The 22,912-nt window shown below is 73.4% G+C and carries 22 protein-coding genes, 2 tRNA genes and 1 pseudogene; 18 read left to right on the plus strand and 7 right to left on the minus strand.

Annotation, left to right across the window (positions count from 1 at the left end):
• Nucleotides 1-39: 39 nt before the first annotated feature.
• The 6 genes from H6H00_RS15280 to H6H00_RS15305 all read left to right on the plus strand — a co-directional run bounded on the left by H6H00_RS15280 (nt 40) and on the right by H6H00_RS15305 (nt 6,632).
• Nucleotides 40-2,019: an Hsp70 family protein gene (locus H6H00_RS15280; protein WP_185721902.1), complete on the plus strand. Its 1,980-nt coding sequence runs from the start codon at nt 40-42 to the stop codon at nt 2,017-2,019.
• Between the two features lie 76 nt (nt 2,020-2,095).
• Nucleotides 2,096-2,764: a Crp/Fnr family transcriptional regulator gene (locus H6H00_RS15285; RefSeq protein ID WP_221775879.1), complete on the plus strand. Its 669-nt coding sequence runs from the start codon at nt 2,096-2,098 to the stop codon at nt 2,762-2,764.
• Nucleotides 2,757-4,808 carry an adenylate/guanylate cyclase domain-containing protein gene (locus H6H00_RS15290; protein ID WP_221775880.1) on the plus strand — a complete coding sequence of 684 codons (2,052 nt, stop codon included), beginning with the start codon at nt 2,757-2,759 and terminating at the stop codon, nt 4,806-4,808. The genes H6H00_RS15285 and H6H00_RS15290 overlap by 8 nt, the downstream gene beginning before the upstream one ends.
• 130 nt (nt 4,809-4,938) lie before the next feature.
• Nucleotides 4,939-5,607: a hypothetical protein gene (locus H6H00_RS15295; RefSeq protein ID WP_185721903.1), complete on the plus strand. Its 669-nt coding sequence runs from the start codon at nt 4,939-4,941 to the stop codon at nt 5,605-5,607.
• A complete protein-coding gene (locus H6H00_RS15300; RefSeq protein ID WP_221775881.1) occupies nt 5,604-6,224 on the plus strand; it encodes a DUF6529 family protein in 621 nt (206 codons plus the stop codon). Before H6H00_RS15295 ends, H6H00_RS15300 begins: the two co-directional genes overlap by 4 nt.
• A 9-nt stretch (nt 6,225-6,233) precedes the next feature.
• Nucleotides 6,234-6,632, plus strand: coding sequence for a QcrA and Rieske domain-containing protein (locus tag H6H00_RS15305; protein WP_185721904.1), 399 nt, complete (start codon nt 6,234-6,236; stop codon nt 6,630-6,632).
• A gap of 8 nt (nt 6,633-6,640) precedes the next feature.
• On the opposite strand, the gene H6H00_RS15310 is transcribed toward H6H00_RS15305, so the two are convergent.
• Both H6H00_RS15310 and H6H00_RS15315 read right to left on the minus strand, forming a co-directional pair.
• Nucleotides 6,641-7,315, minus strand: a complete 675-nt coding sequence (locus H6H00_RS15310) for an MBL fold metallo-hydrolase (protein WP_185722471.1) — start codon at nt 7,313-7,315, stop codon at nt 6,641-6,643.
• An 8-nt stretch (nt 7,316-7,323) separates the two neighbouring features.
• Complete coding sequence (locus H6H00_RS15315) at nt 7,324-9,171, minus strand: ABC transporter ATP-binding protein (protein WP_255425838.1); 1,848 nt, start codon at nt 9,169-9,171, stop codon at nt 7,324-7,326.
• A 111-nt stretch (nt 9,172-9,282) separates the two neighbouring features.
• Here H6H00_RS15315 and H6H00_RS15320 point away from each other — a divergent pair, with 111 nt between their 5' ends.
• Together H6H00_RS15320 and H6H00_RS15325 are read left to right on the plus strand one after the other, a co-directional pair.
• Nucleotides 9,283-10,554 (plus strand): AI-2E family transporter, encoded by a 1,272-nt coding sequence (locus tag H6H00_RS15320; protein WP_185721906.1) that lies wholly within the window; start codon nt 9,283-9,285, stop codon nt 10,552-10,554.
• 61 nt (nt 10,555-10,615) lie between these two features.
• Nucleotides 10,616-11,197: a DUF937 domain-containing protein gene (locus tag H6H00_RS15325; protein WP_185721907.1), complete on the plus strand. Its 582-nt coding sequence runs from the start codon at nt 10,616-10,618 to the stop codon at nt 11,195-11,197.
• A 76-nt stretch (nt 11,198-11,273) separates the two neighbouring features.
• On the opposite strand, the gene H6H00_RS15330 is transcribed toward H6H00_RS15325, so the two are convergent.
• Nucleotides 11,274-11,942 (minus strand): DUF429 domain-containing protein, encoded by a 669-nt coding sequence (locus H6H00_RS15330; RefSeq protein ID WP_185721908.1) that lies wholly within the window; start codon nt 11,940-11,942, stop codon nt 11,274-11,276.
• 17 nt (nt 11,943-11,959) lie between these two features.
• Between H6H00_RS15330 and H6H00_RS15335 the strand changes: the two genes are divergently transcribed.
• Both H6H00_RS15335 and H6H00_RS15340 read left to right on the plus strand, forming a co-directional pair.
• Nucleotides 11,960-12,433 (plus strand): ribose-5-phosphate isomerase, encoded by a 474-nt coding sequence (locus tag H6H00_RS15335; RefSeq protein WP_185721909.1) that lies wholly within the window; start codon nt 11,960-11,962, stop codon nt 12,431-12,433.
• Nucleotides 12,426-13,238 carry an Fpg/Nei family DNA glycosylase gene (locus H6H00_RS15340; protein ID WP_185721910.1) on the plus strand — a complete coding sequence of 271 codons (813 nt, stop codon included), beginning with the start codon at nt 12,426-12,428 and terminating at the stop codon, nt 13,236-13,238. The genes H6H00_RS15335 and H6H00_RS15340 overlap by 8 nt, the downstream gene beginning before the upstream one ends.
• A gap of 141 nt (nt 13,239-13,379) precedes the next feature.
• On the opposite strand, the gene H6H00_RS15345 is transcribed toward H6H00_RS15340, so the two are convergent.
• Both H6H00_RS15345 and H6H00_RS15350 read right to left on the minus strand, forming a co-directional pair.
• On the minus strand, nt 13,380-13,616 hold the full coding sequence (locus H6H00_RS15345; RefSeq protein ID WP_185721911.1) for a hypothetical protein: 237 nt from the start codon (nt 13,614-13,616) through the stop codon (nt 13,380-13,382).
• 137 nt (nt 13,617-13,753) lie between these two features.
• Entirely contained in the window at nt 13,754-14,740 is a 987-nt protein-coding gene (locus tag H6H00_RS15350; RefSeq protein ID WP_255425770.1) for a sigma-70 family RNA polymerase sigma factor, read from the minus strand.
• Nucleotides 14,741-14,838: 98 nt separating this feature from the next.
• Between H6H00_RS15350 and H6H00_RS15355 the strand changes: the two genes are divergently transcribed.
• Nucleotides 14,839-15,552 (plus strand): DUF899 domain-containing protein, encoded by a 714-nt coding sequence (locus tag H6H00_RS15355; protein WP_185721913.1) that lies wholly within the window; start codon nt 14,839-14,841, stop codon nt 15,550-15,552.
• A 12-nt stretch (nt 15,553-15,564) separates the two neighbouring features.
• Here the strand turns inward: H6H00_RS15355 and H6H00_RS15360 are convergent.
• Nucleotides 15,565-16,846, minus strand: a pseudogene (locus H6H00_RS15360) (UvrD-helicase domain-containing protein).
• A 66-nt stretch (nt 16,847-16,912) separates the two neighbouring features.
• Nucleotides 16,913-16,989: transfer RNA gene (locus H6H00_RS15365), tRNA-Pro, on the minus strand.
• A gap of 126 nt (nt 16,990-17,115) precedes the next feature.
• Between H6H00_RS15365 and H6H00_RS15370 the strand changes: the two genes are divergently transcribed.
• From H6H00_RS15370 to H6H00_RS15400, 7 genes are all read left to right on the plus strand, one after another.
• Nucleotides 17,116-17,814, plus strand: coding sequence for a CHRD domain-containing protein (locus H6H00_RS15370; RefSeq protein ID WP_185721914.1), 699 nt, complete (start codon nt 17,116-17,118; stop codon nt 17,812-17,814).
• Nucleotides 17,801-18,388: a class F sortase gene (locus H6H00_RS15375; protein ID WP_185721915.1), complete on the plus strand. Its 588-nt coding sequence runs from the start codon at nt 17,801-17,803 to the stop codon at nt 18,386-18,388. The genes H6H00_RS15370 and H6H00_RS15375 overlap by 14 nt, the downstream gene beginning before the upstream one ends.
• A 101-nt stretch (nt 18,389-18,489) precedes the next feature.
• The gene (locus H6H00_RS15380) at nt 18,490-18,801 is read left to right on the plus strand and encodes a hypothetical protein (protein ID WP_185721916.1); all 312 of its coding nucleotides are present in this window, start codon (nt 18,490-18,492) and stop codon (nt 18,799-18,801) included.
• A gap of 65 nt (nt 18,802-18,866) precedes the next feature.
• Nucleotides 18,867-18,940: transfer RNA gene (locus H6H00_RS15385), tRNA-Gly, on the plus strand.
• Nucleotides 18,941-19,103: 163 nt separating this feature from the next.
• Nucleotides 19,104-20,819 (plus strand): tyrosine-type recombinase/integrase, encoded by a 1,716-nt coding sequence (locus H6H00_RS15390; RefSeq protein WP_255425771.1) that lies wholly within the window; start codon nt 19,104-19,106, stop codon nt 20,817-20,819.
• Between the two features lie 127 nt (nt 20,820-20,946).
• On the plus strand, nt 20,947-22,002 hold the full coding sequence (locus tag H6H00_RS15395; protein ID WP_185721918.1) for a DUF262 domain-containing protein: 1,056 nt from the start codon (nt 20,947-20,949) through the stop codon (nt 22,000-22,002).
• A complete protein-coding gene (locus H6H00_RS15400) occupies nt 21,999-22,709 on the plus strand; it encodes a hypothetical protein (protein ID WP_185721919.1) in 711 nt (236 codons plus the stop codon). Before H6H00_RS15395 ends, H6H00_RS15400 begins: the two co-directional genes overlap by 4 nt.
• The last annotated feature ends 203 nt before the right edge of the window (nt 22,710-22,912 follow it).

Raw genomic sequence — 22,912 nt, forward strand, 5'->3', positions numbered from 1 at the left:
CGTCGGTGATCCGACGGGACGGCCACGGAGGAGAGACCGATGTACCAGCTGGGTGTGGACCTGGGCACGACCTGGTCGGCGGCCGCGGTGTGCCGCGCCGGTGCCGGTGCGGCCGAGCCGGTCCCGCTCGGCGAGCACGGCCACGCCGTCGCGTCGGCGGTGTACGCGGGCCCCGACGGGTCCTTCCTGCTGGGCGAGGCCGCCGAGCGGCGCGCGCTGTCGGATCCGGACCGGGTGGTGCGGGAGTTCAAGCGCCGCATCGGCGACCCGACGCCCGTGCTCGTCGGCCGCGAGCCGGTGCCGGCCGAGGTGCTGGCTGCACGGTTCGTCGCCGCGCTCGTGCGGCAGGTGGCGCAGCGCGAGGGCGGCCCGCCGTCGCGGATCGCGGTGACCCACCCCGCGGGCTGGGGCCCGCACAAGGTCTCCGCGCTGCGCTCGGCCCTCGACGGGCAGGGCGTCGGGCCGGTGCTGCTGCTCACCGAGCCGCAGGCCGCCGCGGTCGGCTACGCGAGCGCCGAGCGGGTCGAGCCCGGCTCCGTCGTCGCCGTCTACGACCTGGGCGGCGGCACGTTCGACGCGGCCGTCGTGCGCAAGGACCCGCGCGGCGGGTTCGCGCTGCTCGGCACGCCGGAGGGGCTCGAGCGCCTGGGCGGCGTCGACTTCGACGAGGCCGTGTTCGGCCACGTCCGCGACGCGCTCGGCCCCGCGTGGGCGGAGCTCGACGGCACCGACCCCGCCGTGCTGGAGGCGGTCGCGCGGCTGCGCCGGGAGTGCACCGCGGCGAAGGAGGCGCTCTCGGTCGACACCGTCGTGCACGTGCCGGTGATGCTCCCCGGACTGCACACCCGCGTGCGGCTGGGCCGCGCCGAGTTCGAGGACATGATCCGGCCCGCCGTCGCCGAGACCGTCGACGCGCTGGTGCGGGCCCTGGACTCCGCCGGTGTCGCCCCCGCCGATCTCGGGGCGCTGCTGCTCGTCGGCGGGTCGTCGCGGATGCCGCTGGTCACCGAGCTGGTCTCGGCCGGGGTCGGGCGGCCCGCGTCGGTCGACGCCGACCCGAAGGGTGTCATCGCGGCCGGGGCGGCGCTCGTCGCCCGCGGCCCGCAGGCCCCGGCGGCCGCGGCGCTGGCCGCGCACGGGGCGGGGGCGGTGTCGGCGGACGACCGGTCGCCGGACCGCGGGGTGCGCGACGGGTCGGTCCGCGACGCGGCCTTCCGCGCGGCGACGGTGCGCGAGGAGGTCGCGCGTCGGGCCGGGGAGGCCGGCGTCCCGGCAGGCGGACGGCCCGCCCCGCCCGACCGGTCGCTCCCCGCTGCCGGTCCGGGCGACGCCACCCCGCCCACCACCGCGATCCGGCCGCCGCGCCCGGTCCGGCCGATCTCCGAGGGGGCGGCCCGTCGCGAGTTCCCCCGCAGGCTGGTCGCCGTGGTCGCGGCCGCGGTACTGGGCACGGCGGTGCTCGGCGGCGCGATCGCCTGGGCGGGCCGCCCCGCGGCGGGTGCGGCGGCGTCGACGCCGCAGCCGACCTCGGTCGGCAACGTCGGTCCGGTGCTCCCGACGACGGCGCAGGCCACCACGGAGGCGGCGCCCGCGCCCGCTCCCGAGCCGCCGGATCCCGAACCGGCCCCGCGGACGGCGCCGCGGTCCGTCGCACCCCCCGCCCCGACCGCCGCCCCGCCGCCGCCGCCCCCGACGACGACACCGGCCCATCCCACGACCACCGCAGAGCCGCCGGTGACCGGGCAGCCGGCCCCGCCCGCCGGGACGGGGAGTCCGGACGGGGCGGCGAGTCCGGGCGGGGCGGGGACCCCGGAGGGGGCGGGGAGTCCGGGCGGGGCGGCGAGCCCGGGCGGGACCGGGACCCCGGACGGGGCGGGGAGCCCCGGCGGGGAGCCGAACCCGGGTGGGGCCCCGGCCGCGGGCGGCGCGGAGAGCGTGGGCGCGACCGGTCCACCGGCGGGGGAGCTGCCCGCCCCGGTCCCCGGCGCGGCGGCGGCCGAGACCGCACCGGCGACGTGAGGCCTCGATCGGACCTGGTCACCGCGGCGGCGCCGGTGGGACACTGCGCCCGCCCGTCGCCCCCGGGGAGGTCGTTGTGTCCGAGCCCGAGGAGTTCCTGTCGAGCCTCGACGACGCCGGGCGCGCCGCCCTGACCGCGCGCGGCCGGCACCGGCGCTGGCCCGCGGGATCCTCGCTGTTCCTGGAGGGCGACCGGTCGAGCACCGTGGTCGTCGTCGTGAGCGGCCGCGTGAAGGTCTTCTCGATCACCGAGCAGGGTGAGGAGGTGCTCCTCGCGGTGCGCGGGCCCGGTGCCCTGCTCGGTGAGCTCTCGGCCGTCGACGGCGCGCCGCGGGGTGCGTCGGTGGCCGCGCTGGAACCGGTGGTGGCCCTCGTCGTGCCGGGGCCGGACTTCGTCGGCTTCCTCTCCGACCGGCCCGGTGCGGCGATGGCCCTGCTGCGGCTGGTCACCTCCCGGCTGCGCGACGCCGACCGCAAGCGCGTCGAGTTCGGGGCGTTCGACATCGCCGCCAGGGTCGCGGGGCGGCTCGTCGAGCTGGCCGACCGGTTCGGCGAACCCGTCGCCGACGGCGTCCGGATCCCCGTGCCGCTCTCGCAGGACGAGCTCGCCGGGTGGGTGGGTGCCTCGCGCGAGGCCGTCGCGAAGGCGCTGCGGGCGCTGCGGGAGCGGGGGCTCGTCACCACCGGGCGGCGGACCATGACCGTCCGCGACCTCGACGGGCTGCGCAGGAGGGCCGGTGGCTGAGCACGCCGGGGGCGTCCCCGCCCGGGTCGCCGTGTGGACCTTCCACCTCGCCCTGCCCCTGGCCGGGCTGGGGCTGCTGCTCGCGGTGCCCGCCGCCGACGTCCGCCTGGAGCACCATCCGACGCACTTCTGGCTGGTCGCGCTCGCCGCCGCGCTCAACGTCGGGCTGGCGGTGCTCGTCGCGCGGGCCGCCCGCCGCCACGACGACGCCCGGTTGCTGCTGGTCGGTCTCGCGTTCCTGGCCGCCGCCCTGTTCCTCGGGCTGCACGCACTGGCCACGCCCGGGGTGCTCGTGGGCAGCCGCAACGGCGGGTTCGCCCTGGCGACCCCGGTCGGCCTGGCGCTGGCCGCGCTGTTCACCGCGGCGTCGGCGCTGGACCTCCCGTCCGCCGCGGTCCTGCGCCTCGCGCCGTGGCTGCGCCGCGGGCTGCTGGCCGCCGCGACGCTGTGGGGCGCCGTCTCGCTGGCCGGTCTGCCGCCGCTGGCGGACCCGGCGATCGCCGAACAGCTGTCCGGGCCGCTCGTCGCCGTCGCGGCCACCGCGGTGCTGCTCTACGCCGTCGTCACCGTCCGCTACCTCCAGCTCTACCGGCGCCGGCGCTCGGTGATGCTGCTGTCGATCCTCACCGCCAACGTGCTGCTCGCCGAGTCCATGATCGCCGTCGTGCTCGGGCCGAGCTGGCACCTCACCTGGTGGCTGTGGCACGTGCTGATGGCGGTGGCGTTCGGCTACATCGCCTACAGCGCGTACGCGGGCTACCAGGCCGAGGGCGCGACCACCGGGCTGTTCGACGGCGTGCGCACCGAGGAGACGGTGCAGGCCGTGCGCGCGGAGTACGGGGCCGCGCTGGAGGCGCTGGTGTCCGCCGTGCGGCGGCAGGAGGCGGGGGAGATCTCCGCTGACGAGATGGGGCTGATCACCGCGGGGATGGCGGCGCGGTTCGGGCTCACCGAGGGGCAGACCGCCGTGCTGGGCCGCGCCGCGTCCGCGCTGCGCGGGGAGCGCGAGCAGATCGGCCGGCTCGGGGTGCTCGTCGCGATCGGTCACGAGTCGCGCGTGCGGCTCGCCGAGGACGACCTGCTGCGCCGCGCCGTCACCCGCGTCGCCGACGGCTTCGACGGCCACTCCGTGCGGATCGGGCTGCTCACCGACGGTGTCCTGCGCTACCCCGACGTCCTGTCCACCGACCCGACCTGGACCGACGAGCCCGCCGTGCCCGACGGGCTCGACCCCGTCGTGGCGGGCGACGACGTCCTCGCCTGCCCGCTCACCGTCAAGGACCTCCCGGCCGGCGTCCTGCTTGTGCGGCGGGCCGGCGGGTTCACCGACCGCGACCGCTCCCTGCTCGCGTCGCTGGCCAGCCAGCTGTCGATGGGCATGGAGAACGCCCGGCTCTACCACCAGCTCGACGGGCTGTTCCGGCAGTACATGTCGCCCGACGTCGCCACCGCGCTGCTCGCCGACCCCACGCAGGCCGCGCTCGGCGGGGCCGTCGTCGAGGTCACGGCGGTGTTCGCCGACCTGCGCGGGTTCACGACCTTCTCCGAGACGGCGAGCCCCGAGGAGGTCGTGGTCCTGCTCAACCGCTACTTCGAGATCGCCACCGCGGCCGTGCTGGCCGAGGGCGGCACCGTCGTGCAGTTCGTCGGCGACGCGATGCTGGCCCTGTTCAACGCCCCCGCCCGGCAGCCCGACCACGCGCTGCGCGCCGCCCGCGCCGCCCTCGCCGTGCAGGAGGGCATCGCCGGCGTCGCCGACGACGGCGGCCCGACGTTCCGGATCGGGATCAACACCGGCCCCGCGCTGGTCGGCAACATCGGCAGCACCGCGCTGCGCAACTTCAACGCGATGGGCGACGCCGTGAACGTCGCCGCCCGGCTGGAGTCGGTTGCCGAGCCGGGGCAGGTCGTGATCGGCGGGGCGACGCGGGCGCTGCTGCCCGACGGGGTGGTCGTCGAGCCGTTGGGGGACCTGACGGTCAAGGGCCGGACCGGGCCCGTCCCGGCGTTCCGGCTGCGGGCGCTGTCCGCGGTCGACGCCTAGCGCGTATCCCCCGGACCGGCCGGCTGCTCTGTGTCGGAGTACCGGTTCGCACCGGTCGTCGGACCTCCTGCGCCGCGTCCCGCGGCGGGACCGTGTGCGGGCACCCGCCGACACGTCAGGGGACGGACCGATGAACAGAAGCGCACCACTGCTCACGCTGGGGGCCGTCGCCGTACTCGGCGGCGCGCTGCTGGCGGTCGACGTGCTCACCGACCCCGGGGCCGCCGCCCCGGTGCCCGCTGCGGCCGCCGCACCCGCTGCGGTCCCGGAGCCGGCCGTCCCGGAACCCGCCGTGGCGGAGCCGGAACCGCCCGCCGTCGTCGAGTCGGTCTGGGCGGGCCGGTCCGCGGGGAACGAGGTCACGGTCGCCGTCGCGGTGAAGGACGGGCGCGCCGTCGCCTACGTCTGCGACGGCGACCGGGTCGAGGCGTGGTTGGAGGGCACGCTGACCGGTGCGGACCTCGCGCTCACCGGGGCCGACGGGGCCGTGCTCACCGGGAGCGCCGACGCGGCCGCGGTGCTCGGCTCGGTGTCGGCGGGCGGGGGGACCTGGCCGTTCGCGGCGACGGTCGTCCAGGCCCCCGACGGCCTCTACGACGGCCGCGCGAACGTCGACGGCGTCGCGGTGCGGATCGGCTGGATCTCCGTCGACGGCACCGTGACCGGAGGAGCGCGGGCCGCCGGTGAGGTCGTCGCGGCCCCGCCGCTGGATCCGGCCGCGCCCGACGCCGTCGTCCTCGACGGGGCGCCCGTCACCGTCACCGCGGTCGACGGTGCCTCCGAGGGGGTGTCCCGATGAGCACGCCCTACGACGACCCGGCGACGCAGCCGCACCTCCCGCTGCGCCCCGCCGCTCCCGCTCCCGCTCCTGCTCCCGCCCCCGTCGCCCCGCGCACCGGGTGGCTGCTCGCCGCCGGGATCGGGGCCGCGGTGGCCGTCGGGATCGGGGTGTACGGCCGCCTCCACGAGCCGACGTTCTTCGCCGTCAACGTCGGCGGCTTCTCCAGCGGCACGGCGGCGAAGGCGTGGCTGGCGACGGCGGCGTTCGTGCTCGCACTGGTCCAGCTCGGGTCGTCGCTCGTGATGTACGGGCGGTTCCCGCGGATCACCGCACCGGGGTGGACCGGCACGCTGCACCGCTGGTCGGGCCGGGCCGCGGTGCTGCTCACGGTGCCGGTGGCGACCCACTGCCTCTACGCGCTCGGCTTCCAGTCCGGGGACCCGCGGGTGCTGGTGCACTCGCTGTTCGGCTGCTTCCTCTACGGCGCGTTCGTCACGAAGATGCTGCTGCTCCGGCGGTCGGGCTCACCGAAGTGGAGCCTGCCGGTCCTCGGTGGCGCCGTGTTCACCGCGCTCGTCGCCCTGTGGCTGACGTCCTCGGTCTGGTTCTTCACCACCTCCGGCCTGACCTTCTAGGAGACGACGATGCCCACCGAACTCGGCCGCCGCACCGTCCTGTGCGGGCTGGCCTGCGCCGCGCTCACCGGCTGCGCCGGGTACGGCTCCGGCCGCGCCGCCGCGCCTCCCGCCGCCCCCGGAGGCACCCCGCTCGCCGCCGTCGCCGACGTCCCGGTCGGCGGCGGGCTGATCCTCGCCGCGCAGGACGTCGTCCTCACCCAGCCCGTCGCCGGCACCGTCCGCGCGTTCACCGCCACCTGCACCCACCAGGGCTGCGTGGTCGCCGACGTCACCGGCGGCACGATCAACTGCACCTGCCACGGCAGCAGCTTCGCCCTCGACGGCTCGGTGGTCGCCGGACCGGCCCCGGCCCCGTTGGCGGAGAAGGCGATCACGGTCACCGACGGCGCGATCACGCTCGCCTGACGCCCGGCTCAGGCGAGGCCGTCGCGCTGCTCCGCCACGAACGCCGCGTCCACCGGGTCGCCGTGGCCGGGGACGACCACCCGCGGCGCCAGTGCGAGGAGGGCGTCGAGGGTGCCGGGCCACTCCGCCGCCACCGAGTCCGGGCCGACCGACGGCGGGGCCCCCTGCTCCACGAGGTCGCCGGCGAACACCACGTCGTCGACGTGCACGACCAGGTCGTGGTCGGTGTGGCCGCGGCCGGGGTGGCGCAGCGCGACGGTGCGGCCGCCGAGGTCGAGCGCGGTCGGCGCGGTCCGGTCGGGCGGCGGGGGGTCGGTGCCGACGAGGGCGGCGGCCGTGGCGTCGTCGCCCCGGTCGCGGTAGTACGACGCCCACTCGGCCCGCTGCGCCGCGGCCGTCGCGACGATCGCCGCGCGGCAGGCGGGATGGGCGTAGACCGGGCACGGCAGGAACGCCGCGGTGCCGAAGCAGTGGTCGAAGTGCGCGTGGGTGATGGCGACGACCAGCGGCAGGGCCGTGAGCGCGCGCACCGCGGCGGCCCACTCGGCGCCCTGCCGGACGTCGCCGCGCGTGTCGACGACGAGCGCCCGCTCGCCGCCGAGCACGAGCCCGACCGTCAGGTCCAGCTCGGTGTGGCGCCGGGCCAGCACCCCGTCGCCGACCTCCACCCACCGCCCGTCCACGGTCCCGCTCACGCCGTGAGGACCGGCGGCTCGTCGAACTGCGTGTGGTGCAGCTCGGCGTAGCGCCTGCCTGCGGCCATCAGCTCCGCGTGCGTCCCGCGCTCCACGACCCGCCCCGCCTCGAGCACCAGGATCAGGTCGGCCGCGCGGATCGTGGACAGCCGGTGCGCGATGACGAGCGCGGTGCGGCCCTCCAGCGCCGCGGCCAGCGCCTCCTGCACCGCGGCCTCGGAGGTGGAGTCGAGGTGCGCCGTGGCCTCGTCGAGCACCACCACCCGGGGCGAGACGAGCAGCAGCCGCGCGATCGTCAGCCGCTGGCGCTCCCCGCCGGAGAGGCGGTAGCCGCGCTCGCCGACGATGGTGTCGAGCCCGTCGGGCAGCGACGCGACGAGGTCGGCGAGGCGGGCCCGGCGCAGCGCCGACCAGATCTCGTCCTCCCCGGCCTCCGGGCGGGCGAGCAGCAGGTTGGCCCGGATCGACTCGTGAAACAGGTGCCCGTCCTGGGTGACCAGCCCGATCGCCCCGCGCAGGTCGTCGAAGGCCAGGTCGCGCACGTCGACCCCGCCGATGCGCACCGCGCCGGAGTCGACGTCGTAGAGCCGGGGGAGCAGCTGCGCGATCGTGGACTTCCCCGCCCCCGACGACCCGACCAGCGCGATCATCTGCCCGGCCAGGGCCGTGAACGAGACGTCGTGCAGCACCTCCTCGCCGCCGCGCGCGTCGAGCTGGGCCACCTCCTCCAGCGACGCCAGCGACACCTTGTCGGCCGAGGGGTAGCCGAAGCGCACCGCGTCGAACTCGACCGACAGCGGCCCGTCGGGCAGCGGGGCCGGGTCGGCCGGCTCGGCGATCAGCGGCGTGAGGTCGAGGATCTCGAAGACCCGCTCGAAGCTGACCAGCGCGGTCATCACGTCGAGGCGGGCGTTCGCGAGCGCCGTGAGCGGCGCGTACAGGCCGGTGATCAGCAGCGACAGTGCCACGACGTCACCGGTGGCCATGCCGCCGGTCAGCGCGAGCCAGCCGCCCAGGCCGTAGACCAGGGCCAGCGCCAGCGCCGACACGAGCGTCAGCGCCGTCACGAACACCCACTGCACCATCGCGGTGCGCACGCCGATGTCGCGCACCCGCGCCGCGCGCGCCACGAACTCCGCTGTCTCCTCGGCGGGGCGCCCGAACAGCTTGACGAGCGTGGCGCCCGGTGCGGAGAACCGCTCGGTCATCTGCGTGCCCATCCGGGCGTCGTGCTCGGCCGACTCCCGCTGCAGCGCCGCGAGCCGCCTGCCGACCCGGCGCGCGGGCAGGACGAACAGCGGCAGCAGCACCAGGGCGAGCACCGTGACCTGCCAGGACAGCGTGAGCATCACCCCGAGCGTCAGCGCGAGGGTGACGAGGTTGCCCGCCACCCCGGACAGCGTGTCGCTGAACGCGCGCTGCGCGCCGATGACGTCGTTGTTGAGCCGGCTGACCAGCGCCCCGGTGCGGGTGCGGGTGAAGAACGCCACCGGCTGGCGCTGGACGTGGTCGAACACCGCGGCCCGCAGGTCGAGGATCAGCCCCTCGCCGAGCGTCGAGGACAGCCAGCGCTGCGCCACCCCGAACCCGGCGACGGCGACGGCGATGACCGCGATCAGCGCGGCCAGTCCGAGCACGGTGCTCGCCGGACCGCCGTTGACGATCGCGTCGACGACCCGCCCCGCGAGGACCGGGGTGGCCACCCCGAGCGCCGCGCCGACCACGCTGAGCACCAGGAACAGACCGAGCCGGCGGCGGTGCGGGCGGGCGAAACCGGCGATCCGGCGCAGCGTCGCCCGGGAGAACGACCGGCGCTCGTCGTGCGCGTGCGCTGCCTGGTACATCGAGTGCCAGGCCACCATCTCCATGCTCATGGGGCGACCGTAGGAGTTGAACCTCGGTGCAGGTCAAGGTCCCGACCGCCGGGATCGTGCGATCTCTGACAACCTTGCGCCGTGACCACGGGCCAGGGGACGACGAGCGAGGGCGCCAACAGGGGCCGGGGCACCGCCATCGGTGACGGTGTGAGCTGGACGGCCCGGTGGAGCCTGCGGCTCGTCCTGGTCTCGGCCGGGGCGGTGCTGCTGTGGGTCCTGATCGGCGCGCTGTGGTCGGTGGTGCTGCCGACGCTGCTCGCCGTGATCCTCGCGACGGTGCTGTGGCCGCCCACGGCGTGGCTGCGCGCGCACCGCTTCCCGCCCGCGCTCGCCGCCGGCACGGTGCTGCTCGGCGGCATCGTCGTGCTGGCCGGGCTGCTCACGCTGATCAGCACGTCGGTGGCGGGCAGCATCGGCCAGATCGCCGCGAGCGCCACGTCCGGCATCCAGGCCATCCGCGACTGGCTCTCCGGGCCCCCGCTCAACCTCGGGCAGAGCCAGCTCGACGACTACATCCAGCAGGCCACCGCGCAGCTCCAGCAGAGCGTGTCGACGATCGCGACCAGCGTCGTCACCGGGGTCGGCGGTGTCGCGTCGGGCGTCGTCACCGCCCTGCTGACGCTGGTGCTGGCGTTCCTGTTCGTCAAGGACGGCCCGCGGTTCCTGCCGTGGGTCCGGACCGTCGCCGGGGACGGCGCGGGCGGGCACCTCGCGGAGGTCTTCCGGCGGATCTGGAAGACCCTCGGCGACTTCATCCGCACCCAGGCGATCGTCAGCCTCGTCGACTCGGTCCTGATCGGTGCGGGGCTGCTCATCCTCGGCGTCCCGCTCGCACTGCCGCTGGCCGTGCTCACGTTCCTGGCCGGGTTCGTCCCGATCGTCGGGGCGATCGTCGCCGGGGCGCTCGGTGTGCTGGTGGCGCTGGTCAGCAACGGGTTCACCACCGCCGTCATCGTCCTGGTGATCATCGTCGCGGTGCAGCAGATCGAGGGCAACGTGCTGCAGCCGATCCTGCAGTCGCGCAGCCTCGGCCTGCACTCGGCCGTCGTGCTGCTCGCGGTCACCGGTGGCAGCACGCTCTACGGGATCGCGGGCGCGTTCCTCGCGGTGCCGGTCGTCGCCGCGGCGGCGGTGGTGGTGCGGTACCTGGGGGAGCGGATCGACGAGCGCACGGGCGTCACCGGCACCCCGGACGCCGCGGTGCCCGAACCGGGTCCCGCGACCTACCTCGACGGCCCGACCCCTCCCGAGGACGCGGCCGACGGCGACCCGGACCCCGACCCCGACCCCGATACCGGCCGCCGGCCCGGCCCCGACGACCCGGACGAGGTCGTCGAGAAGCCGGTTTGATCACCGCTAGGCTGCCCGCGTCGCCGCCCAGGGGGGCGGCCCCGTCGCGAAGGCGCATGTCATGAGTCCTGTGGACGAGATCCTGTCGCAGATCCCGATGAGCCAGCTCGCCGGCCGGCTCGGGGTGGACGAGCGGACCGCGGAGGCGGCGACGCGGCAGGCGCTGCCCGCGCTGCTGGGCGGCATCCAGGCCAACACCGACGACCCCGGCGGCGCGTCGTCGTTCGCGAACGCCGTGCAGCAGCACGACGCCGGGCTCGCGGCGGGCGGGGTCGATCTCGCGCAGGTCGACACCGCCGACGGCGACAAGATCGTCGGGCACGTGTTCGGCGCGAACCGCGGCCAGGTCGTGCAGCAGCTCGGCAGCACCGGCGCGCTCGGCGGGAAGGTGGGCCAGGACCTCATCGCCCAGCTGCTCCCGATCCTCGCCCCGATCGTCATGTCGTGGCTGGCCTCGAAGCTGACCGGCGGCGCGGCCCCGGCCCCCACGCCCGCCCCGGCCCCGCAGGCCCCCGCGGGCGGCGGCGGGATCGGCGACCTCCTGGGCGGCATCCTCGGCGGCGTGCTCGCCGGCGGCGGCTCCGGCGGGGCCCCGAACATCGGCGACCTGCTCGGCGGCCTGCTCGGCGGCGGCCGCAAGTAGGCCCGCCGCGCCCCCGCTCTGCTCTGCTCACCTCTACGCACCACCCCGGTGCGTAGGGGTAAGCAGAGCAAAGCGGTCAGACCACGACACCCATCGGCCGGCCGCGGTCGTCGATCTCCGGACCCAGCACCTCGTGCACCCCGTCCGCGAACCGCCGCGCCGACCACGCCGCCGCCAGCGCGTCGAGCACGTCGTCGAGGCGGGCGCCCGCGGGCAGGTCGGCGAGGGCGGCGGGCACGTCGAGCCAGCGGCTCAGGGCGGCGATCCGCTGCCCCGAACCGCGCGCGGTCTTCTTCGACGCGAACACCACGTCCGGGGCGAGCCGGCGCAGCGCGAGCTCCGGGTGCACCTCGACGACGTGCGCGGGCCGCGTCGGCAGCGCGTCCCAGTCGAGGATCTTCGGCCCGATGTGGAAGCTCTGCAGGCTGATCCCGCGCCCGGTCAGCTCGCGGGCGACCGCGCACGCCTCGGCGTGATCGGGGGCCTGCAGCACCGCCCGCGGCGGCGCCGGGAACACCGACGACCGGGCCCGGCCCAGTGCCCGCGCCGTCTCGACGTCGCAGGCCCGGGGCGCCGGCCCGGCGGAGAGCCCGAGCGGGATGTCGACGCCCACGGCCGCGCAGCCGACGGTGTCGGCGAGCACCGCGGCGGCGTCGGCGCACACCGACCAGGCGACGCCCCCGGCCCCGACGCGGGCCACCACCCACCCGCCGGGAACCCCGTCCACCCCGGCCACCGCACCCATGGGGCACGATTGTGCCCGTGCGCGTCTACCTCGGCTCCGACCACGCCGGCTTCGAGCTCAAGGCCAAGCTGGTGGAGCACCTGACCACCCTGGGCCTCGAGCCGATCGACGTCGGCCCGGCCACCTACGACCCCGACGACGACTACCCGCCGTACTGCGTCGAGGCGGCGCTGCGGACGGTCGAGGACGACGAGAGCCTCGGCGTCGTCATCGGCGGGTCGGGCAACGGTGAGCAGATCGCGGCCAACAAGGTGCCCGGGTGCCGCGCCGCGCTGGCCTACAACGACGACACCGCCCGGCTCGCGCGCGAGCACAACGACGCGCAGGTCGTCGCGATCGGGGCGCGGATGCACATCCTCGAGGAGTCGCTCGCGATCGTGGAGACGTTCCTGACCACGCCGTTCTCCGGGAACCCTCGCCACCAACGGCGCATCGACATGCTCGCCGAGTACGAGCGCACGGGCGAGGCCCCCGCCGTCCCGAATGCCTGAGGGACACACGCTCCACCGCCTGGCCCGGACCCACCGGCGCCGGTTCGTCGGGAAGCCGGTCGAGGCGTCCAGCCCGCAGGGCCGGTTCGCCACGAGCGCCGAGATCGTCGACGGGCGGGTGCTGGAGCGCGCCGAGGCGCACGGCAAGCACCTGTTCCACCACTACGGCCCGGACCTCGTCGTGCACGTCCACCTCGGGCTGTACGGGAAGTTCAGCGACGTGAAGGTGCCCGTCGACCCGCCGCGCGGGCTGGTGCGGCTGCGCCTGGTCGGGCCGACGCACTACGCCGACCTGCGCGGGCCCACCACCTGCGAGCTGATCACCGACCACGAGGCCGACGCCGTCCACGCCCGCCTCGGCGTCGACCCGCTGCGCGAGGACGCCGACCCGGACCGTGCGTGGGCCCGGATCTCCCGTTCCCGTGCGCCGCTGGCCACCCTGCTCATGGACCAGACCGTGATCGCGGGCGTCGGGAACGTCTACCGCGCCGAGGCGCTGTTCCGGCTGGGTCTCGACCCGCTGCTGCCGGGCAGGGCGCTCGACCGCCCCACCTGGGACGCGCTGTGGGCCGACCTGGTCGACATGCTCCGGGACGGGGTCAAGCGCGGGAAGATCGAGACGCTGCGCCCCGAGGACGACCCCCGGATGCTCGACGCCCCCGACCGGGGAGCCCTGTGTGCCCGTCGCGTCTACACCTACCGGCGCACCGGACGGCCCTGCCTGGTGTGCGGCACGCCGATCGCGCACGAGAAGCACCTGGCCCGCAACCTGTTCTGGTGCCCCACCTGCCAGCCCGCGAGCTGAGCGGGACGAACCCGTGCCGTCCGGGCACGGACGGCACGGGCCCGGGCCGGTGACGAGAGGGGGGCCGCCACCGGCCGGGGGTCGGACGCGGATGTACGGTCCGCGACCCCGTGCGTGGATTCGGTACCGGTGATCGTTTCGTTACCCCGACCGGTGGGCGGTCCCGACGACGGCGGAGCGCGCCGCACCGGCACCCCGCGGCCCGCCGGCCGCCAGCTCGGCCAGCCGCCGGATCGAGCAGGGGAACCGCTCGCGGTGCGCGCTGTGGCCGCGGCACCAGCCGTCGGCGCCGGGGGAGTGCTCGGCGAGCAGCTGGGTGACCAGGTCCGGGGAGGCGGCGAGCTGCTCCGCGCACTCGGTGAACAGATCCTTCGCCATGACGACTCCCTGAGCTGTACCCGACTCCAGTTCATCGTCTCCGTGCGCGCAGGGGTGTTCGGTTCGGCCTCCGCCCCAGGATCAGCCGATGGTCGCAGTGTGGTCCGTCCGTGTTCGCCCGTTGGGGGAGCGGCCTGTCATTCCGGCGGCCACACCTGGCCCGGGTCGAGGTGGGTCGGCAGGCCGAACTCCGGGAACAGCGCCGGGTCGATGAAGCTGTGCTGGGCGGCGATGAGGTCGCCCCGGAACTCCAGCAGCTGGATGCCCCAGGGGTCGTGCCCGCCGTGCCCGTCGGGCCGGTAGGAACCGAACCCGTGCAGCCCGTTGCCCGTGATCGGCAGCAGCCGCGAGCCCTCGCAGCCCGACCCCGGTCCGACGAACCACTTCGCCATCTCGTCGCGCCCCTGGATCCACAGCTCGTACGGCGGCATGGACAGCACCGCGTCCTCGTGCAGCAGCGCCACGAGGCCCTGCACGTCGTAGCTCTCGAACGCCGTGAGGTAGCGCGCGAGGAGCGCCTGCTGGTCGGCGGTGACGGGGGCCGTCTGCTCGACGTCGCGCGCGGCCAGGGTGGCCCGGGCCCGCTGCAGCGCGCTGTTGACCGACGCCACCGACGTCTCCAGCAGCTCCGCGACCTCGCTGGCCTGCCAGGCGAGCACCTCGCGCAGGATCAGCACCGACCGCTGCTTCGCGGGCAGGTGCTGCAGCGCGGCGACGAACGCCAGCCGGACGCTCTCCTTCGCCGCGGTGAGCTCGGCCGGATCGGCCGTGGCGGGCAGCACCCGCTCGTCGGGCATCGGGCCCACCCACTCGTAGTCGGGCCGCTTCGCGTCGGTGAACGCCTCCACCCGCGACGCCGGCCCCAGGTCGACGGGGCGGGCGCGCCGCTTCTGGCTGCGCAGCATGTCGAGGCAGACGTTGTGGGCGATCCGGTAGAGCCACGACCGCACCGCCGAGCGGCCCTCGAACCCGTCGGCCTTCCGCCAGGCCCGGACCATCGTCTCCTGGACGGCGTCGTCGGCCTCGAAGGAGGAGCCGAGCATGCGGTAGCAGTAGCCGGTGAGCTCCCGGCGGTACTGCTCCAACTCCTCGGGCCGGACATCGACGGGCGTGGTGGTCGTCACGGCGGCGACCCTACCGCCGACCCCCGACAGGACGCGCCGATGATTTTTCCGGCCCCGGCCGGTCCTACCCATGAAGGACCACGACGAGAGGACCGACGATGGCACTGCCCGAGATCGCCACCCGCGAGGAGTGGGTCGCCGCCCGCACCGCCCTGCTGGAGCGCGAGAAGGAGCTGACCCGCGCCCGCGACGCCGTCAACGCCGACCGCCGCAGGCTCCCGATGGTGGAGATCACCGCCGACTACCGCTTCGCCGGCCCGGACGGCGAGATCGGCCTGCTCGACCTGTTCGAGGGCCGCCGCCAGCTGATGGTCGGCCACTTCATGTTCCCGCCCGAGTGGGACGAGGGCTGCCCGAGCTGCTCGGCGGGCGCCGACGAGATGTCCGACGGCCTGTTCGACCACCTGCACACCCGCGACACCACGCTCGTACAGGTGTCCCGGGCGCCGCTGGAGAAGATCGAGGCGTACAAGGCGAAGAAGGGGTGGACGTTCCCCTGGTACTCCTCGTACGGCACCACGTTCAACCACGACTTCGGCGTCACGCTCGACCCCGCCGTCGCCCCGCCCGTCTACAACTACCGCGAGCTGGAGTCGGCGGAGTGGCCCGTCGAGCTCCCGGGCCTGAGCTGCTTCCTGCGCGACGGCGAGCGCGTCTTCCACACCTACTCCCAGTACGCGCGCGGAGCGGAGTCGACGGGCGGGTCGTACTACTTCCTCGACCTCACCGCGCTCGGCCGCCAGGAGGACTGGGAGGAGCCGAAGGACCGCTCGGCCGACGTGCGCGGCAACCGGCCCGACTTCGCGTCCTGACCGGCCCGCCGGTCACCGCTCGGCGAGCCCGGCCAGCACGGGCGGCAGCGGGTCCCGGTGCAGGACGCCGAGGCGCTGGGTGGCGCGCGTCAGCGCGACGTAGAGGTCCGCCGGGCCGTGGCGGCCGTCGGCGTGGATCCGGTCGGGATCCACGACCAGCACGGCGTCGAACTCGAGGCCCTTCGTCGCCGACGCGGGCACGCCACCCGTCCCGATCACGACGCTGGTGCCCGCGCGCCCGGCCTCATCGCGCACGAACTCCTCGACGGCGGCGGGCAGCTCGTCGTCGGTGACCCGTCGCGACCACGGCCGCACCCCGCACGCCCGCACGGACTCCGGCGGCCGGGCGTCGGGGGCGAACTCGGCGAGCACCGCACCGGCGACGGCCATGATCTCCGCGGGGGTGCGGTAGTTGACCGTCAGCGACCGGTGGACCCAGCGGCCGGGCACGTACGCGTCCAGCACCGCTGCCCACGAGGTGGCCCCGGCCGCCGACGGTGACGTGCCGGCCCGGAACGAGGTCGCCCGTGGTCAGGAACACCACGTCGGACTCGCCCAGCGACGGCAGCACGCGGCTGATGTGGGTCAGGAACGCCGGGTTCGGGCCGACGACGAGCACGCCGTTGCGCTCGATCCGCTCCCGCTGCGTGTAGAGCAGGTAGGCGACGCGGTGCAGCGCCACCACCGTCTTGCCGGTGCCGGGGCCGCCCTCGATCACGAGCACGCCCGGGTGGTCGAGCCGGATGATCTCGTCCTGCTCGGCCTGGATCGTCGCGACGATGTCGCGCATCCCCTCACCCCGCGGTGCGTCCACGGCCGCCAGCAGCGCGGCGTCGCCCCGCGTGTCGCCGTCGGGCCGTCCCAGCACCTCGTCGGTGAACTCGACGACCCGGCGCCCCCGGGAGTGGAACTGCCGCCGCCGCCGCATTCCCTCCGGGTGCGCACCCGCGGCGGTGTAGAAGGCGCGCGCCGCCGGGGCCCGCCAGTCCAGCAGCAGCGGCGCGTAGTCGTCGTCGGCGTCGAACAGGCCGATCCGGCCGATGTAGGAACGGTCGCCGGACAGCGCGTCCATCCGGCCGAAGCACAACCCCTCGTCCGCGACGTGCAACCGCTTCACCTGCTTCGCCGCGGCCCGGACCTCGACGTCCCGCTCGACGGCGGTCCCGTCGTGGCTCCTCAGCGCCGCGTCGTGCTCCGCCTGCACCCGCGCGCGCTCGGCGTCGAGCCGCACGTGGAGCCCGGCCACGTAGGCCCGCTCGGACGCCAGTCCCTCGTCGTACCCGGGAGTTGACACAGGTCCTCAACGGTGTTTCCCGGGTCGATCCACCGGTGGATGCGCACCGGCCACCGTCGGTGCTGATGGTCGGGGTGGCGGGATTTGAACCCACGGCCCCTCGCTCCCAAAGCGAGTGCGCTACCAAGCTGCGCCACACCCCGTCGGGCCGAGTGTAGGCGCGTGGGTCGAGAAAGTTCTCCGCTGGTCTGAACGGTGGGCGACTGCGGCGCGTAGCTACGGACGAACCGGTACGAACCAGTCGCCGGGCCTGTCTCCGGGAGGAACCCATGCGCCCCACAGTCCGCCGGATCGCCGTCCTCAGCGCGATCACCACCGCCTCCGTCGCCCTGTCCGCGGGGGTGGCCTCCGCCCAGGACACCGAGGTGCCGGAGCCCAGCACCTTCACGAGCATGTTCACCGCGATGGCCACGCCCGACATGGTCATCAACAACGACGGCGTCGCCACCCCGGGCGAGGAGGGGGCCACCGGCACCTTCAACTACCGGATCAACAGCGACGACGAGATCATCTGCTACGACATCACCCTGAACGGCGTCACGCCGCCGTACATGAGCCCGGCGCGCACCGCGACGCACATCCACGAGGCCGAGGCCGGTGCCGCCGGCCCGCCGCGGATCGCGTTCCCGAACCCCGAGGACGACGGCAGCGGCACCCTGCGCAGCGAGGGCTGCCTGCAGGGCCCGTTCACCACCGGCGTGGCGCCCGAGGGCACCGACACCGGTGAGGGCTTCACGCTCGACCAGATCGAGGCCGACCCGTCGGCGTTCTTCACCGACACCCACACCGCGAACTTCACCGCCGGTGCGGTGCGCGGGCAGCTGACCAGCGTGCCGATGGGCGGCGTCGCCACCGGCGCCGGTGGCGCGGCAGGCGACGACTGGGCGCCGGTCGCGCTCGGTGCCGCCGCGCTCGTCGGCGTCGCGGGCGTCGGCACCGTCGTGGCCCGGCGGCGTGCGCAGGACTGACCTGCTCGTCGGTCTCGCCGTCGCCGCACTCGTGCTCGTCGCCGGGTGCGGGGCGGCGCCGGTCGCGGCCCCCGCTGCTCCCGCCCCGGCTGCTCCCGCCACGACGGCCGTCGTCCCGCCGGCCGTCGTGGCCCCGGCCGAGCCCGCGAGCGTCGCGATCCCGTCGATCGGCGTGCGTTCGGACCTGCTCCACCTGGGTCTGGCCGCCGACGGCTCCGCGGAGGTTCCGGAGGACTACGCACTGGCGGGCTGGTTCCGCGAGGGCGGGCGGCCCGGCGGCCGGGGGCCGACGGTGCTGCTCGGGCACGTCGACTCGCGCGACGGTCCCGCCGTCTTCTACCGGCTGCGCGACCTCGGGCCCGGCGACGTCGTCGAGGTGGCGACGGGGGACGGCACGGTGGCCCGCTACGCCGTCGACCGCACCGAGCAGGTGCCGAAGGACGAGTTCCCGACCTTCGCCGTGTTCGGCGCGACGGCCGACGACGTCCTGCGGCTCGTCACCTGCGCAGGCGACTTCGACCGCGGCGAGCGCAGCTACACCGACAACCTGGTGGTGCACGCCACCCGGGTGTGACGGGTGGTGGCACCACCGCGGGTCCGCATGATGACGCCCTCCGTTCCCCGCCGTCGCGCCGCCAGGCTGGTCCCACCGACGACGGACCACAGGAGAGCACCATGAGCACCGAGATCATCAGCAGCGTCGACCTGGTCGACACCGACGGCGACGGCTACGCCGAGACCGCCGTCATCGACTCCGACGGTGACGGCTGGGTCGACGTCGTCACCACCGACGTCGACGGGGACGGCTACGCCGACGTCGCCGAGTACGACACGGACGGCGACGGCTGGGTCGACGTGACCGCCGTGGACGTCGACGGCGACGTGGTGGCCGACGAGGTCTCCCTCGACGCCGACGGCGACGGGTACCAGGAGACGGTCGTGACCGGCCCGGACGCGGCGGTGTTCCCGGTGGACCCGCTCGCCTGACGCCACCTCGGGACCCCGGCCGAGTGCGTCCGCTAGAGTGGCGGACGCCCGGCCTGCCGGGCACTGCGGGCGTAGCTCAATGGTAGAGCCCTAGTCTTCCAAACTAGCTACGCGGGTTCGATTCCCGTCGCCCGCTCCACGTCTGACCAGCACGTTTAGCTCCACCGGCCGATCATGGTCGGCCCTCATGGGATCAAATGTGGTGCGAACCGCGCTACGCTACCGAGATGGCGCGAGGTTCCGCGGCCGGTCAGAGCCGCGCACGGGGGAGCATCGAGCCGCTGCCGAGCGGCGCTCTCCGCGTGTCCGTCTACGCGGGCATCGACCCCGTGACGGGCAAGCGGCACTACCTCAAGGAGATCGTCAAGGCGGGCCCGAAGGCCCAACGCGAGGCCGAAGCGGCCCGCAATCGATTGCTCAGCCAGGTCGCCGAGAAGCGCAACCCCCGCACGAGCGCGACCGTCGACCAGCTCCTCGAGCGTTACCTCGACCAGTTCGCCGGCTCCCCGAACACGTTGGAGCTCTACCGCACGCACGTCCGCAACCACATCTCGCCGTGCCTCGGGCACGTGCGAATCGGCCAGCTCGACGCCGAGACCCTGGATTCGTTCTACGGCGAGCTCCGGCGATGCCGTCGTCGCTGCTCGCGGAGGCGGGAGATCGACCACCGGGTCGCCGAGCCGCACGAGTGCGACGACCGCTGCGTCCGGCACCAGTGCAAGCCGTTGGCGCCGACGACCATCCGGCACATTCACTTCATCCTGTCCGGCGCCTACAAGCGCGCGGTCCGGTGGCGGTGGTTGAGCGTGAACCCGATGGCGCAGGCCGAGCCGCCGCCGGCTCCGAAGCCAAACCCGCAGCCGCCGACGGCCGCGCAGGCGGCCCGGATCGTCAAGGAGTCATGGCGAGATCCGGACTGGGGGGCGCTGGTTTGGACCGCGATGACGACCGGGGTCCGACGAGGCGAGATGTGCGCGATCCGGGTCTCGTCGGTCGACCTGGACGAGGGTCGCGAGACGATCTGGCTGCGATGGGCCATCCGCCGCGAGCCGGGCGCGGGGTGGCTCGAGGCGGACCTCAAGACGCACCAGCAACGGCGGATCGCGCTGGACGCGGAGACCGTCCTGGTGCTGCGTCAGCAGATCGAGCGGTGCCGGGTCCGCGCGGAGGCGCTCGGGTTCGAGTTCCCGGCCGATGGCTTCCTGTTCTCCGGGTCGGCCGACGGGTCGACGTTCCTGACGCCGGACAGCGTGACCCAGCGCTACGACCGGATGGTGACGCGGCTCGGCGTCGAGACGACCATTCACAAGCTGCGGCACTACTCGGCAACCGAGCTGATCGCCGGAGGAGTCGACCCGCGGACTGTCGCCGGCCGTCTCGGACATGGCGGCGGTGGGACGACCACGCTCAAGGCGTACTCCGCGTGGGTGTCGGAGGCGGACCAGCGCGCGGCGAAGGGACTCGGCGCGGGGATGCCGGAGCGGCCGGCCGAGCAGGACGAGGCCGACCTGATCAAGGCGGAGCCGAGGTACCCGTATCAGGCCATCGCGGCCACGGTCGCGCGTCAGGTCGCGGACGGAACGCTCCCGCCGGGTGCGCCGGCACCGACGGCGGCCGAACTGGCGACCCGACACGGGGTGTCGCTGGCGACCGCCAAGCGATCTCTTGTGTTGCTGACCGAGTGGGGCACGCTCGCGCGGCACGGCCGCAACGAGCTTCGCGTCGTCGGGCCGGTGCTCGTTGCTTCGGTTCCACTCGAGCCGGTCGCACCGCCGACCGAGGACGGCCAGACCGGCATGCTGCTCGCGCTCACGGTCCGGCGCCGCGGGACCGAGGTCGCACGGTTCTCGACTTTCGCCGACCCGGCCAGCTCATCCGAGCTGCACGAGGTGCTCGCCGCCGCGGTCGCCCGAGCGGGAGGCGAGCCGGAGGAGATCACAGACTACGAGATGGACGTGCGTCTGCCCGCCGTGCCAGCACCAATCCTCACGTTCGTGGCTTCCTCCCGGACAGGGTGAGCCAGCGAGGTGCTTGCGGCCACGGCCCGACGGGCCATGGTGGCTGTGTGAACTCTGTCCTGCTAGCTGCCTGTGGGATGCTGGCGCTTGGCGGTGTGAGCTGGTACGGCGAAAGGGCGCGTACAAGGTGGCTGAAGCGACGATAGATCTGCAGGACGAGTTGGAGACGCACCGCAGAGCTGTCGATACTGAGTATTTCGATCTTTCTATTCGTGAGATCGTAAGAATGGTCGAGTCGGCAGAGGTTGTAGTTGCGCCCGCGTATCAACGCCAGTTTCAGTGGAAGCCAGATGTGCAGTCTGCACTAATTGAGTCACTCCTCCTGGGGCTGCCTATTCCAGCAATATTCGTGGCGACTAATCGAGACGGCACGTGGGATGTGGTTGACGGTCTTCAGCGAATCGCTACCATCATGAGATTCCACGGCATTGACGTCCCCGATGCGCCTCAGTTGCAGTTTGCTGAAGATTCGTTAGAGCTGACGGGTCTGACTCAGCTAACGAGCTTCAACTCGCTAAAGTATGACGATCTGCCGATGCCAATCAGGCTCATGTTGGGAAAGCGTTACCTCCGGGTGCAGGTGCTTAGTGACAAGTCTGACACCGACGTACGCTTCGAGCTCTTTCGCCGTCTGAATGCGGGAGCGATCGCCCTCTCATCGCAAGAGATTCGGGCCTGCGTGTTCGGAGGTCCGTTCAATAGGATGCTCGAGGAACTGGCTTCGACTGATGAGTTTCAGTCTCTCCTCAAGTTGAGGCCAAAGAACCAGCACAATGCGACTGCTGCCGAACAGGTATTGAAGTTCTTTGCATATCGCGACTCCATGGACACCTTCGACGGAAAAGTCACGAGATTCTTGAATGACTACATGAAAAGCCGGGTCAACGACTCTGATCTGGAGTCGGATCGAGCACTATTCATGAAGGCTGTCGCCATCTTGCGAGAGTCTGTCGATGGGCCGTTCAAGCGAGATCGGGTATCCACAACGCCGCTGAATCAGCTCGAGGCGGTTCTAATTGGAATATCTCTGGTCATTGGCTCGGGGGAAGAGCCCGTTAGGCCGCCGGCCGGATGGCAGGACGATGCGACACTTGTCGAGGCGAGCACTAAAGGAACGAACAGCCGCGCGATGCTTACTCGTCGTGTGAATCGCGCCAGGGAACTTTTCACCGGGGCAGCATGACCGGAACTGTTTCTGCGACGTTCGATCGCGCGCGCGAGGCGCTTGAGCGAGAGGGTCGCCGCCTGGACTCGATAACGGCGGCTGCCGTCGGTGTGACGTCGTTCGATCACGATGGATTTAACGCGATTAGCAGAGCACTCTCCTTTGTTGTGATGGGAGGGGTCCTGGAGGATTGGTCCAGGGAGATCTCGTCGGCAATATCAGCCGATGTGGACAATCTTGGACTGCAGCGTCGCCATCTTCCAATCACGGTGATCGCGGCGATGGAGGCATCAACATTCCGACAATGTGGGAATGACAATGTTTCGGGGCTGATGGCGCGTGCTAGAGTGATTAGCTCAGCAACTCTGCATGCCAGCGACGCTCGCCCTGTACTCCAATTCGGAGATCTGTTTAGCCTTGCTGATGGAAGCACGATCAGCGACAAGCATTTCGAGGCCCTCTGGATGGTTTTAGGTCTTGAGGGCGAATGGCGCAACCACCCGAACGACTCCCTACTGCTGAGGGAGATCCGAGACAAGCGGAATGATGTCGCACACTGGAAAGAGGATCCTGTTGAGATTGGCAGGAAGAAGCGTGCTTCTGATCTTCGGGCGATGGTCGATCGGCTCATAAGGCTGCTCGACCATATCGAGCTTAGTCTCTTGTATTGGCTAGACGGAGCGCGAATGACGGCAGGACCAGCGGCGACATCGGCGAGTCCGTGATGTGTCGCCTCGACCGAACCGCCTGCACGCGGAGGGAGTGTAGTGACCGCCAGCGGCTGGGCTGATTCACCGACTGGCGAAGGGATGCTGCCACTGCTCCTCGATAGCGGTAGGGCGTTCTCGCGAACCTTATCTCCCAAGAGGCCATCTACGGAAACGGCAGGCTTGGCGGACGTCTTCCCTTACTATGCCGGCTTCTCATT

The sequence above is a fragment of the Pseudonocardia petroleophila genome, assembly GCF_014235185.1.
In the GTDB taxonomy this organism is placed as follows: Bacteria; Actinomycetota; Actinomycetes; order Mycobacteriales; family Pseudonocardiaceae; genus Pseudonocardia; species Pseudonocardia petroleophila.